Annotated in this window: 14 protein-coding genes; 5 read left to right on the forward strand and 9 right to left on the reverse strand. The window is 65.5% G+C overall.

Annotation, left to right across the window (positions count from 1 at the left end; all coding sequences use genetic code 11):
* Position 1: 1 nt before the first annotated feature.
* Positions 2 to 787 carry a 2-keto-4-pentenoate hydratase gene (locus AB0J47_RS37090; protein ID WP_364357504.1) on the reverse strand — a complete coding sequence of 262 codons (786 nt, stop codon included), beginning with the start codon at positions 785 to 787 and terminating at the stop codon, positions 2 to 4.
* Between the two features lies 1 nt (position 788).
* The gene (locus AB0J47_RS37095; protein ID WP_364357507.1) at positions 789 to 2,537 is read right to left on the reverse strand and encodes an FAD-binding protein; all 1,749 of its coding nucleotides are present in this window, start codon (positions 2,535 to 2,537) and stop codon (positions 789 to 791) included.
* A 105-nt stretch (positions 2,538 to 2,642) separates the two neighbouring features.
* Between AB0J47_RS37095 and kstD the strand changes: the two genes are divergently transcribed.
* Positions 2,643 to 4,352, forward strand: a complete 1,710-nt coding sequence (kstD, locus tag AB0J47_RS37100; protein WP_364357510.1) for a 3-oxosteroid 1-dehydrogenase — start codon at positions 2,643 to 2,645, stop codon at positions 4,350 to 4,352.
* Positions 4,353 to 4,520: 168 nt separating this feature from the next.
* Positions 4,521 to 5,381 carry a MaoC/PaaZ C-terminal domain-containing protein gene (locus AB0J47_RS37105; protein WP_364357513.1) on the forward strand — a complete coding sequence of 287 codons (861 nt, stop codon included), beginning with the start codon at positions 4,521 to 4,523 and terminating at the stop codon, positions 5,379 to 5,381.
* 97 nt (positions 5,382 to 5,478) lie between these two features.
* On the opposite strand, the gene AB0J47_RS37110 is transcribed toward AB0J47_RS37105, so the two are convergent.
* From AB0J47_RS37110 to zapE, 6 genes are all read right to left on the reverse strand, one after another.
* Complete coding sequence (locus tag AB0J47_RS37110; RefSeq protein WP_364357516.1) at positions 5,479 to 5,934, reverse strand: hypothetical protein; 456 nt, start codon at positions 5,932 to 5,934, stop codon at positions 5,479 to 5,481.
* Positions 5,931 to 7,136, reverse strand: coding sequence for a DUF58 domain-containing protein (locus tag AB0J47_RS37115; RefSeq protein WP_364357604.1), 1,206 nt, complete (start codon positions 7,134 to 7,136; stop codon positions 5,931 to 5,933). Before AB0J47_RS37115 ends, AB0J47_RS37110 begins: the two co-directional genes overlap by 4 nt.
* A 184-nt stretch (positions 7,137 to 7,320) precedes the next feature.
* Positions 7,321 to 8,283: a MoxR family ATPase gene (locus tag AB0J47_RS37120; protein ID WP_364357519.1), complete on the reverse strand. Its 963-nt coding sequence runs from the start codon at positions 8,281 to 8,283 to the stop codon at positions 7,321 to 7,323.
* 68 nt (positions 8,284 to 8,351) lie between these two features.
* On the reverse strand, positions 8,352 to 8,846 hold the full coding sequence (locus tag AB0J47_RS37125) for a hypothetical protein (protein ID WP_364357522.1): 495 nt from the start codon (positions 8,844 to 8,846) through the stop codon (positions 8,352 to 8,354).
* Entirely contained in the window at positions 8,843 to 9,790 is a 948-nt protein-coding gene (locus AB0J47_RS37130; protein WP_364357525.1) for a DUF4129 domain-containing protein, read from the reverse strand. Before AB0J47_RS37130 ends, AB0J47_RS37125 begins: the two co-directional genes overlap by 4 nt.
* Positions 9,791 to 9,927: 137 nt before the next feature.
* A complete protein-coding gene (gene zapE / locus AB0J47_RS37135) occupies positions 9,928 to 10,881 on the reverse strand; it encodes a cell division protein ZapE (protein ID WP_364357528.1) in 954 nt (317 codons plus the stop codon).
* A 64-nt stretch (positions 10,882 to 10,945) separates the two neighbouring features.
* Between zapE and AB0J47_RS37140 the strand changes: the two genes are divergently transcribed.
* Positions 10,946 to 11,536, forward strand: a complete 591-nt coding sequence (locus tag AB0J47_RS37140; protein WP_364357531.1) for a TetR family transcriptional regulator — start codon at positions 10,946 to 10,948, stop codon at positions 11,534 to 11,536.
* Here the strand turns inward: AB0J47_RS37140 and AB0J47_RS37145 are convergent.
* Positions 11,509 to 11,949, reverse strand: a complete 441-nt coding sequence (locus tag AB0J47_RS37145; protein ID WP_364357534.1) for an NUDIX domain-containing protein — start codon at positions 11,947 to 11,949, stop codon at positions 11,509 to 11,511. The genes AB0J47_RS37140 and AB0J47_RS37145 overlap by 28 nt on opposite strands.
* A gap of 49 nt (positions 11,950 to 11,998) precedes the next feature.
* Between AB0J47_RS37145 and AB0J47_RS37150 the strand changes: the two genes are divergently transcribed.
* Together AB0J47_RS37150 and AB0J47_RS37155 are read left to right on the forward strand one after the other, a co-directional pair.
* Positions 11,999 to 12,211 (forward strand): hypothetical protein, encoded by a 213-nt coding sequence (locus AB0J47_RS37150; protein ID WP_364357537.1) that lies wholly within the window; start codon positions 11,999 to 12,001, stop codon positions 12,209 to 12,211.
* Complete coding sequence (locus tag AB0J47_RS37155; RefSeq protein WP_364357540.1) at positions 12,208 to 12,645, forward strand: PIN domain-containing protein; 438 nt, start codon at positions 12,208 to 12,210, stop codon at positions 12,643 to 12,645. Before AB0J47_RS37150 ends, AB0J47_RS37155 begins: the two co-directional genes overlap by 4 nt.
* Positions 12,646 to 12,680: the final 35 nt, after the last annotated feature.

The following is a 12,680-nucleotide window of genomic DNA, read 5'->3' on the forward strand; positions in this document are numbered from 1 at the left end:
CCTATTTGAATTGCAAACGGACAGAACCGAGTCCGACGAACTCGGCGTGGAACGAATCACCCGCGCGGGCATCGATGGCACGGGTGCAGGAACCGGGCAGCACAATGTCGCCCGCCTGCAACCGCACCCCGAAACTGGCGACCTTGCGCGCCAACCAGGCCACCGCGATCACCGGATCGCCGAGCACCGCATCGCTGCGGCCCTGCGCGACCACCTCACCATTTCGGGTGAGCACGGCGTCAATGGCCCTGATATCCAGGTCTTTCGGCGCGACTCGCGCCGCACCCAGCACGAAACCGGCCGAGGATGCGTTATCGGAAATGGTGTCGGCCAGCCCGATCTTCCAATCCTTGATCCGCGAATCGATCAGCTCGATGGACGGCGCATAGGCGACCGTCGCGGCGAGCACATCGGCCTCGGTGCAATCTTCGCCGGGCAGATCCGCGCCGAGGATAAAACCGACCTCGACCTCGACTCGCGGAATCAGATAGCGCGAAGTCTCGACCGGAACATCCTCGAAGACCTCCATATCCGCGAGCAGATGACCGTAATCGGGTTCATCCACACCCATCATCTGCTGCATGGCCAGCGATGACAGTCCGACCTTGTGCCCGACCACCTTCGCGCCGTTATCGAGTTTGCGCCGGATATTGATCAGCTGGATCTCGTAGGCGTCGACGACATCGATATCCGGATGCCTGGCGATCAGCGGGTCGATGCCGACCCGATCGCGCTCGGCGGCCTCGAGTTCATCGGCCAATTCGATTCGTACCGCGTCGGACAGCACGCTAGTTTCCTTCCACTGTTGTCGCTTCGGGCACCGCTGCCCGCGAAAGCACTTCGGCGCCTGCCGCGAATCTGCCCGCACGCCGACCGGAGAAAATGCAGTCGGCCAGGGACAATCCACTGACATAGGAGTCCGAGCAGATACCGACGGCCGTCCGCCCGGCCGCGTAAAGGCCGGAAATATCGGTTCCGGCAGTGGATTTCACCGCTCCGGTGTCCTCGTCGACGACGACTCCGCCGAGGGTGAGCATCGGGCACGGATTGACAACGCTCGGTTTGATTCCCACATCCAACAACCAGAACGGCCCGGCCCCCACCGTTTTGGTGAATTCGGCGGGCTTGCCGACCGGATCGGGCGAACCGTTCGCGATCGCGGCATTGTGCTCGGCGACGGTGGCGCGCAACCCGTCGGCATTGATACCGGCCTTCGCCGCAACGACATCCAAAGTTGCGCCGCGCACAGCATTCCGCCGCATGGCCTCGAATTGTCCGCGCTGGAACCAGGCCGACTGCGTCCGAATCTGTGAGATCGCGGTGCGCATGAGTCCGTCGTCGGCGAGCAGCCAACCCTTGCCGCCGTGTTCGGTGATCAGTGCGTGGCCGACCGCGGCACCGTAGCGGGTCTCATCGATGACCCGACGACCCTCCGCATCGACCAGCACCGAACCGGTAAAAGCACTGGGCGGCAAGATGAATCGCCACGCCGAGATATTGCCCATCCGATCCGTCGCGGCACCGACCTGTTCGGCCATCCGGATGCCGCTGCCGTCATCACCGGTGGTGCCGAGCGCGAGTCCGCCGCGGTATTGCGGCCCGTACTCCCGCAGCATCTCCCGATTCGCGATGAACCCGCCCGCGCTGAGCACCACACCGCGACGGGCCTGAATCCGAATTCTCGTGCGATAACGACGATCCAGCTTCGCGAGCTGCCGCTCCATCGCCTTGCGCAGCGGCGGATAGTAAATGCCCGGCTTGGCAGCTATTTGCGCCAACCGGGTGTAGCGATCCCTGATCCGCCCGGGAGCGTCACGCAGTGACTCACATTCGACGCCGATAACAGTGCCGTTTTCATCTGTGATCAATCGCGTGGCCTGCGTGAGGGTTTCGACGCGAACCCCGCGCCGCGACGCCGATGCGGCGAGCGGACCGGTGAGCTTCTTCCCGGACGTGCCCTTGCCCTTGACCCGATGTCCGCGCTGCGCGGGCGTCGCGACCTCGCGACCGTAACCGGAGACCTCACTACCGGAGTAATAGAGGTAGTAGCTGTCATTCGGATACGACGTCTTGTACGGACACAGCGACGCCTCGAACGGCACACCGTGGCCCTTCAGCCATTCGATCATCGCCGGACTCTCGTCCACGAACCGCCGCAGCGTCTCGGGCGTAACCGCCGTACCGACCTCACGCTCGAGATAGGCCAGCATTTGCTCCGGCGTATCGCGCACCCCGGCCTCGTGCTGCACCGAGGTGCCGCCGCCCGCGTAAATGATGCCGCCGGACAACGCCGACGCTCCACCACCGGCGAAACGCTCCAGCACCAGCACCTGCGCACCCGCCTCGGTCGCTTCCAGCGCGGCCGCGGCCCCCGCCGCACCATAGCCGACGACGACTACGTCGGCGGTCAGGTCCCATTCGCCGCTGCCGATTGCTCGCAGGTCGCTCGAAACAACGCCGCTAGCGACTGCTTGCAGGTCGCTCGAAACAACGCCGCTAGCGACTGCTTGCAGGTCGCTCGAAACCACACTGCCCATGTACACCACTCCGGTCAGAAACTGAAACAAGTTTTCTCGACGAATGGAACGTCGAGCGCGTCTTCTGCCACTCAACATAGACCAAATGCGGTCCCATTCTATAACGTGTTCTACATGACTGATCGGGAATACGATGTGGTGGTGGTCGGCAGCGGTGCCGCCGGGATGACCGCCGCCCTCGCCGCCGCCCACCATGGGCTGAGCGCGGTGATCATTGAGAAAGCCGCGCACTACGGCGGGTCGACCGCACGCTCCGGGGGTGGCGTGTGGATCCCCGGCAACAAAGCGCTCAAAGCCTCCGGCCGTCCCGATGACCGCGAGGACGCCCGCACCTACCTGCACAGCATCGTCGGCGACGTGGTGCCGAAGGACCGGATCGACACCTACATCGACCGCGGTGCGGAGGCCTTCGACTTCGTCCTCGACCACACCCCACTGAAGATGAAGTGGGTGCCCGGCTACTCCGACTACTATCCGGAGGCCCCCGGCGGCCTCGGCCAGGGCCGCTCGTGCGAGCCCGCGCCGTTCAATGCCAAGATCCTCGGCGAAGAGCGGTTCAACCTGGAGCCGCCGTATGCCAAGGCCCCGCTCAATGTCGTCGTCATGCAGGCCGACTTCGTCCGGCTCAACCTGATCCGTCGCCATCCCAAGGGCATCATGCGGGCCATGCGAGTCGGCGCGCGCACCTACTTCGCCAAGTGGACCGGTAAGCATATCCTCGGCATGGGGCAGGCGATTATCGCTGCCATGCGCAAGGGGCTCATCGACGCGAATGTGCCGCTGCTGCTGAACACTCCGCTGACCAAGCTCATTGTGGAGAACGGCGTGGTCTCCGGCGTCGAGGCCGAGCACAACGGCGAGACCGTGCGGTTCACCGCCAAATACGGTGTGGTGCTCGGCAGCGGGGGTTTCGAGCACAACGCCGAAATGCGCACCAAATACCAGCGCCAGCCCATCACCACCGAGTGGACCACGGGCGCGGCCGCGAATACCGGCGACGGCATCAATGCGGGGATGGAAGTCGGCGGCGCGGTCGACTTCATGGAGGATTCCTGGTGGGGGCCGACCATCTTCAAGGGCGGAAAGCCGTGGTTCGCGCTGGCCGAGCGAAATCTGCCCGGCACCATCATGGTCAACGCCGACGGTAAGCGATTCGGAAATGAGTCCGCTCCTTACGTCGAGGCTGTGCACACCATGTACGGCGGCGAATATGGGCAGGGTGAGGGTCCGGGCGAGAACATCCCCGCATGGCTGGTGTTCGACCAGCGCTACCGGAACCGCTACATCTTCGCCGGACTGCAGCCTGGTCAGCGGTTTCCGTCCCGCTGGATGGAAAACGACCTGATTGTCAAGGCCGATAGCCTCGCGGAGTTGGCCACCAAGATCGGCGTGCCGGCCGAGAATCTGACATCGACCGTCGAGCGGTTCAACAAGTTCGCCGAGACCGGAAAGGACGAGGATTTCGGCCGCGGCAACAGCCACTACGACCGGTACTACGGCGATCCGACCGTGAAGCCGAACCCGTGCCTTGCCGGGCTCGTCCAGGGTCCGTTCTACGGGGCCAAGATCGTGCCGGGCGACCTCGGCACCAAGGGCGGCCTGGTCGCCGATACAGCCGGACGGGTCCTGCGCGAGGACGGCACCGTGATCGAGGGTCTGTACGCCTCCGGCAATAGCGCGACCCCCGTAATGGGGCACACGTACGCGGGCCCGGGCGCGACCATCGGCCCCGCGATCACCTTCGGCTACCTGGCGGTGCTGGATATCGCCGAGCGCAAGAAGCAGCAGTCGGTCAAGGCCACCGCCGAAGCGTAGGCAAGGCGTCTCACCGAGCGGACGCCACCTTGTCCGCCGCGACACAGCCGCCGCACGATCGATCCGAGGCAGCTGCCACAAGAGCCTCGGATCGCTGGGGATACGCCCACGACAGGTCGCCCGCATGGCGCGGGCGACCTGTACACAAGCATTCACAAGGAGGACGCGATGCCCATCGACCCGAAAATCGCACTCGGTGCGGAACTCCCGAGCGGGGAGTTCGCCTGGACGCCGACCGAGGTACAGCTGTACCACCTGGGCCTCGGGGCGGGAGCGCGCTGGACGGATCCGTCCGAACTACGCTACGTCGACGACCGCAACCCACAGGTGCTCCCGACCTTCGCGACTGTGGCACCCACTTTCCACGACACCGAACCGCCGAAGGTGCAGTTCCCCGGGATAGATATCGATCTGGCGAAGGTCGTGCACGGCCACCAGGAGATCGAAGTGCACCGCCCGATTCCGGCCGCGGGCAAGGCCACCATCACCAGGCACATCACCGAACTCTGGGATAAAGGTTCCGCCGCTGTCGTGGTGCAGGAGCATACGATCACCGGCTCCGACGGCGAACCGCTCTGGACCGCACGCTCATCCATTTTCGCCAAGGGTGAGGGCGGCTTCGGCGGCGAACGCGGCCCGAGCACCAAGGCCGAACTCCCCGATCGCGCACCGGATTTCGACGTCACCACACGCACCCTCCCGCAGCAGGCCCTGCTGTACCGCATGTGTGGCGACCGCAACCCGTTGCACTCGGATCCCGAATTCGCCCGCGCCGCAGGCTTCCCCAACCCGATCCTGCACGGCCTGTGCACCTACGGCATCGTCTGCAAAACCGTCACCGACACCGTGCTCGATTCGGACGCGAGCCGCGTCACCGGCTTCCGCGCCCGCTTCGCCGGTGTCCTCTACCCGGGCGAAACCATCCGCACCCGAATCTGGCGCACCGACGGCGAGCTCATCATCAGCGCCACCGTCGCTGACCGCGCCGACGCCCCCGTCCTCGCCGACGTCAGCCTGCGCTTCACCTGAGCACTGGAGGTCTGATCACCAGGCGTTGGTGGAAGTAAGGGGGCACAGGTAGGCCTCGATGCGAATAAGCCTAGGCCGCTCGATTGCGACCATGGCTTCAACTGGGCGCGGTCGCGGTCTCGTTGCTGCGTGCCCGTTTGATCGCGACGCCCTGGATTACCAGGGCGTATAGCAGGGTCACCAGGATTGGGGCGGCGATCGGGACCCATGCCAAGTGCAACGGGAGCAGCGCCGCGCCGACAGCCACTGCGGAAAATGCCACCGCACCGGTGACGGACGGGACCGTGGTCGGCACAACTCCAACCGGCGCGGAGACGGTCGCGGTATTCAGCAGATAAGTCGTGGCCACCAAACCTGTTGCGGCGGCGGCCAGTACACCAGTGTCCGCGGCGGCAAGCACCCCGATCGCGAGCAGCACCGCGCCGACCGCGGGCAGCCGGAACCACCAGCCCGCTACCACCAGCGCCACCGCCGGAATCCCGGCCCATGGCGTCATCAACGTCACCGAGGTAACCAGTAGGACCCCGGACAGAATGGCGAGGAATCGAATCATCGGCGCACCCTCACGGTTCGGCGATGGTCGGGGATCAATCGCATGACCTGATCCAGTCGCGCGTCTTCGGTCCAGGCCACGATATCGACGCCGACGGTTCCCATATCCCGATACATCGAGGCGCGCTCCAGATTCCACATCCGAGCCAGGGTCGGATCGAGATTTTCGTGGAAGGGCGTGCCGCGCAGGACATCGACGACCACGACCACATGTCCACGCTTGCGCAGATCGATCAACGCCAGCGCGAACTGGGTGTCCAGCAATGTGGAGAAGGCGACGATGATCGCACCCAGCGGCACGGCAGCATGCGGCGCCAAGGTGCCGGTGGTCGGAATGTGCTCATCGCCGACATCCAGCACGGTATCCACGATCCGATAGAACTGCCGCCGCCCGATATCCGGGCGCAGCCAGCGCGGCGCCTGACCGAGGCAGACCACTGCGGTCCGGTCACCGGCCTGCAGTGTCGACTGCACCACCTGCGCCGCACCGCGCACCGACAGCTCGAGCGAATCGGTGGCCGGACCCGGCGCCTGCTGCGAAGTATCCACCAGCACAACCACATCCGCGGATCGGTTGGTCAACCGCTCGGTGACGTATAGTCGCCCGCGCCGCGCACTCACCGGCCAGTTCACGATGCGGAGCTGATCACCGGGCGCGTAGGCGCGGATATCGGCATACTCCACGCCCGGACCGTGCTTGCGGGTGAGGTGGGTGCCGAGCCGTTCGGGAAGTTCGGTGCGCGGCAACTTCATTCGCTGCGGATCGGTGATCGGGTAGACGAACAATTGCCCGGCGGGCAACACCGCTGCGGCCACGGACAGTCCCGCCGGGCTCAGCGCGGTGACCCGCACCGATAGCGGATAGCGACCCCAGCGATCCGCCGTCAGGGCCAGCCGCAGCCCGGCGGGCGCCGTCCCGGAATCGATCGCCTCCTCGATGTCGATCCCGAGTCCCGCGACCTTCTCCGGCTTCAACCGAAGCAACGCGTGACCCGATTCTACGAAGGCACCGATCGTCGTCACGACCTCCTCCGTCTCGAAACAGCGCAGCGTGCCGCCGCCGTCCACCTGGATGCGGGTCTTGGACTGCTGCCACGGCGCGGTGGCGAGCACGCCGAGCAGCGGAGCCGCGAAGACGACCAACTGCCAGCGCCCGAGCACCACGGCCAGTAGCAGCGCCACGGCCGCGCTCACCGCCAGCATGAACACCAATGGCGCTGGACGCCAGCGCAATTCGGCCTCGACAGCGGCGCTCGCATCCCGATGCCGCGCACCGCCGGCAATCGGCTCGTCGCGGGTCGGCGGTCGCGACGCTGCCGCGTTCGCCGCCGCGATCCCCTGGATGACGGGGCCGGTATCCGGCTGGGTCATACCCTTTCCCGCCGGGTCATGTCACCGATGCGCGCGGAACCGGCAGACGGCGCAGCAATTCGGTGATCACGTCCTCGCCGCGGATCCTTCGCACCCACATCTCGGGACGCAAGGTGATGCGGTGGGCCATGGCCACAACCGCGAGCGCCTTGACGTCTTCCGGAATCACATAGTCGCGTCCGAGCAATAGCGCCCGGGCCCGTGACATCTGCACCAGATCGAGTTCGGCGCGCGGACTCGCACCCACCTCGACCTGCGGATGCGCACGCGTCGCACCAGCCAGCGCGACCACATAACTGACCACATCCGGATGCACTGTGACGAATTCGACCGACTGCCGCATCTCGAGCAGTCCGTTCGCATCCACCACCTGCACCACCTGTGGTGTCGCCGAACCGCGCTCCAAGCGGCGGCGGATCATCTGGCGCTCGTCGTTCTCGGACAGATAGCCCAGCCGCAGCTGCATGGCGAACCGGTCCAGCTGCGCTTCCGGCAGCGGATAGGTGCCCTCGTATTCGATCGGGTTATCGGTGGCGAGCACGATGAAAGGCTGCGGCAGCTGGAAGGTTTCGCCGTCGATGCTGACCTGGCCCTCGGCCATCGCCTCGAGCAGCGCGGCCTGGGTCTTCGGTGGGGTGCGGTTGATCTCATCGGCCAGCAGCACATTGGTGAAGACCGGTCCGCGCCGGAAATTGAAGCGGCCCGAGGACATGTCGTAGATGGTGGAGCCGAGCAGGTCGGCGGGGAGCAGGTCGGGCGTGAATTGCACGCGGGTGAATTCCAGGCCGAGCGCGGCTGCGAAGGACCTGGCGATGAGCGTCTTGCCGAGTCCGGGCAGATCCTCGATCAGGATGTGACCGCCGGAGAGTACGGCGATCATGATCAGCTGCAACTCATCCCGCTTGCCGACGATCACCCGAGAAAGTTCCCGGAGCACCGCCTCGCTGCGCTGGATGGTCGCGTCCATCGGCACGGTCATATGTCTACTCGCACTTGCTCAAACCCATTCTCCTAAGACGGTATTCAATTTGGCATGACCCGGGTCGGTTACATCTTCTGCAGGCGGCGCAGGATTTCGTCCAGCGCCGACCGCCCCGGCGCGGGAGTCGTCTGATCGCGCAGTGCCGAGTTGGCCGGGTCGACCCAGCGCCACAGCTCCGGGCCGAACTGCAATATTCCGGCGGCCTCGGTCGCTTTGCGGTTCTTGGCGACCCGCAGGCCGGTGGACAACTCGAACTCCTTGGCCAGCAGCGGACGCAGATGCCGATCCCAGTCGGCTCGGGTGCCGTCCGCGCGATCGGCGAGCATCTCCGCTCTGGCATGCCAGTGCCGCAGCATCTCCGCCGGACCGTTATCGATATCGTCGGTTCCGGCGTCGGTTTCCACGGCCGAGCGGCCGGTCAACGACCAGACGAGCTGAATCATGGCCAGCGCCACCGGAACTCCGGCGGCGATGAGCAGCGCACCGCGGGCCTTGCCCAGAGTGATGAGCTCGATCAGCACGATGAGGATCAGCGCACCGGTCACGATCGCGCGGTTCATACCGTCTCCCCCTGCAGATCGGCCAGTACGATACGCAGCAACTGTTCGGCCCGCATCCGCTGCCATTCCAGCATCGAATGCGGACTGAACCTGGCCTCCTCGAACAGCGCGACCAATTCTCGGGCCGACGCGTCGTGCAGTGCGCCGCGCTCGAAGGCCCTGGCCAGCACCTCCATCGGGGTATCCGAAGCCAGTGGTGCGGCCGCGCGATCGAAGGACAGTCCGCGCTCCATCGCGACATAACAGGCGATGATGGCCTCACGCGGATCCTGGCCCGGCACATTCATCGCGGCCAGGCCCATCTCGGCCGCCCTGGCCAGCGAACCCGCGACCGTCGGCGCGGCCGGGGGCACCGGGACCGGCACCGCGCGCGGCCTGCGCCGCCCTGCCAAAGCGACCACGATGAGTCCAATCATTGCCCCGCCGACCAGCACGACGGCGGCGACCATGGCCACCAGTAGCGCCGTACCGGTGAGATGCTGCGTGGGTGCACTGTCGGGGGTCGCGGGGGCGGTGACCGCCTCCTCCGGGGTGTGGGTGGTGCTGGCGCGCGGCGCCGACGACGGCGCCGGCTCACCCTCGCGGCCGAATCCGACGAAGAAGACAGCCGACGCCGCCGCGATGATCAAGGAGACGACCGCCAGCGCGGCCAGCACCAGCAGGCCGGTGCGGCCGAGCAGTCCATGCCTGCGCTCGGAATCACGATCCACCTCCGGCATAGCCAACGGCAGTCGATGCTGGCTGGCAATTACCCCGGCGATCAGGATCACCACCGATACCGTGAGCAGTACCGGCATCAATACAACCGAAATCGCCGATGGCACCGCGCGGTGATCGCCGGAATCGTGGGCCCCGGGGATGTGGCCGCGCAGCGCGATCGCGGCACACGCCAGTAGCGTGATCAGCACGATCACGCGCGATATCGGCGCTCCCGCCCTGGCCACCTGCTACCACCACATCTGAGTACAGCTCTGAACAGGCACATAGTTACATGCCGAGCGGTCCGCTCGGGAGTGAATCGAATACTTAGGATCGCCTCCTTTTTATCCGTAACCAGCCGTGCACTTACGTGGGTGCGCAGCTAGCCGAGCGTGACGGATTCGGGCTGACGGAGTTCACTGAGGCGGCTTGCGGTCCGTGCCAGGTCGGGGACGGCGGGGACGTCGGCCACCAGGTCCGACAGCGAGGTGCGGGCCTCGACGGTCAGTTCGAGATCGGCGTCGTAGAGCACGTCGACCAGATTGACCAAGCGCATCGCCCAGTCGGGTGGGACCTCGCGCAGAGCTGGGACGCCGCGCAAGGTCCAGCGGCGAAAGCGGCGTGCGAGTTCGACGTAATCCGAGGCGGCGGTGGCGGTGCCGCACAGGGCCGCGAAGTCGAAGGTAATGGCCGAGCCGTCGATGACGCTGGCGTAGATCTCACGGGTGCCCGAGACAGCAACCCGCGCGGTGTCGACGTCCTCAGCGTCGCCGATGCGGTAACACCCCGAGGCGAACCCAGTGCCGCCGTGCGCGGCGCGGGTGCGGTAATCGAGTGGACCGTCGACCGAGACGGTATCCAGATGCGCGCGGATACGCGCGATGGTCGGTAGAAAGCGGTCGTGGAACAGCGGGTTGGGCAGCAGCTGCTCGGGCGGGTAGTTCGAAGTCACCACCAGGACGATGCGGCGGGCGAACAGGGCGTCGAGCATGCGGGCGATCAACATGGCGTCGCCGATATCGTGAACGTGGAATTCGTCGAAGCAGACCAGTTCGGCATGGCCAAGCAGGTGGTCGATGGCCTTGTCGATGGAGCCCGATTCGTGTGCCGCGACATGCAATTGGGCGAAGAAATTGTGGAAGTGGAAGCGGCGCTTGCGGTTCGACGCTGCGCTCGCGAAGAAGCCGTCCATCAGCATTGTCTTGCCGCGACCGGGTCTGCCGTGCAGGTAGATGCCGCGATGCCGCTTTATCGGCCTGCCGTGCCGGTCGAGTAGTTCGAGCAAGCGCGCCCGAGCCCGGAGTTGGTCGGCATCGAGTGTGACGCTGTCTTCCATGGCACCCTCCTGATCCTCTACAGTTGTAGAGGATCAGGAGATGCGGCCGCCAGAGAAGGTGATCATGTCCACAGCCGACCGACGCGCGGCACTCGTCGATGCCGCCATAGATGTGATTGCCACCCAGGGCATTCGAGCGCTCACCCACCGCGCCCTCGATACCGCCCTCGGGCTACCCGGCGGGTCGGCCTCCTATTACTTCCGCACCAAACGCGCGCTTATCGAGGCGATCGCGGACCGGATCACCACCCGCTCCCGCGACGACTTCGCCGCCGCCGAACTCGCCCCGTCGCCATCCCTCGACCCCGATGACATCGCGAAGGTCATAGCCGGTTGGCTCGACCGCCTACTCGTCGACCGTCGCAATCACCTGATCGTCCGGCATGCGCTGATCATCGATCTGCTCGGCGATCCGCAATTGCATCGGCGGCTCACACACAGCCTTTTCTCGACCGAGCGAGCGCGAGAACTATTCCACGCCTTGGATTTTCCCGATCCCGATGCGGCCGCCGCCGACTTCATCGCGGTGGTCGAAGGCGCGGTCTTCGACAGATTCGCGGGCGCGCGGGCGCACATTCCGGCAGGTACGCGGGACAGCACCGACCAACTCGCGGCCGTGCTGTCCCGCTATCTCACCCAGCCCCACTCGCTATAAGGCGTGCCCGTCGTGAACCCGCGGATTCCGGCAGCGGAATAGCGGATCAGCGAGTCTTCCGGCAGTGCGTCGAGCGAAAACCATTGCAGCCCATAGCTTTTATCCGGCTCACGATTCGCCGGCGCACCCACCCAGCGCAGCGCATGGAAGAACAGCCCGAGCCGGGCTTCCCGCCCGGAGCCGATCACGTGCGCGGTATGAATCAGCCGCAGATCCGCCGGGTCGATGACAACCCCGATCTCCTCCCCCGCCTCACGTGCGGCAGCAGCGGTCGCGGACTCGCCGGACTCCAACTTCCCCGCGGGCAGATGCCACAGCCCATCGAACTCGTCCGCACTGCGCCGCCTGCTGAGCAACACGTCACCATCACGAACAAGCAGAACGTGGACATCGACCAGATGTCGATCGGTCATATGAATCCCCTCACAACTGTCTGCCGCACCAATCGGTATACTCTGAGGTATGACTGCTACAACCATCAAGGTGCCGAAGGCAACGCGTGACCGGCTGCACCGTCTGGCGGCAGCACACGGATTGACGTTAGCCCAGCAAATCGACCGATTGATCGATGAGAGTGCGGCGAAACCACGCCCAACAACCGGTGGATACCGCAGCGACCGACCGCTCAACGCCGAAGAAATCGATGAGCAGTTGGCTCGAGGCTTCGGCGAGTGACCGCATTCATCGTCGATACCAGTGCCATCCTCGCCGCCTTCGACGAGGCATATCCGGAGCAGCCAGCCATCGCACGCATCCTCGAGGAGGCCGATGATCTGCTTGTCGTCTCCCCCCTGATCGTTGCCGAAGCCGACTACATGCTTTCCTCCCGCCTGGGGGCGGACGCCGCGCGCGCCTTTGGTCAAGACGTCGTGACAGGCGCGTATGAGCTGGCCGAGTGGACTGCAGAGGACCATGCCGTGGCGCTGGCTATTACCCGCAAGTTCGACGGACCCAAGGACTACATCGGAATCGCGGACGCGTCCAATGTCGTGCTCGCAGACCGTTATCGCACGACCTCGATTGTGACCTTGGACCAGCGTCACTTCCGCCAGCTTCGTCCGTTCTGGGGCTCGGACCACTTCACTCTGTTGCCTTACGACACCGACTGAAACACGCTCTGCTGGTCGCGGAGGGCGGCGCTGGA

The sequence above is a fragment of the Nocardia sp. NPDC049737 genome, from assembly GCF_040674755.1.
In the GTDB taxonomy this organism is placed as follows: domain Bacteria; phylum Actinomycetota; class Actinomycetes; order Mycobacteriales; family Mycobacteriaceae; genus Nocardia.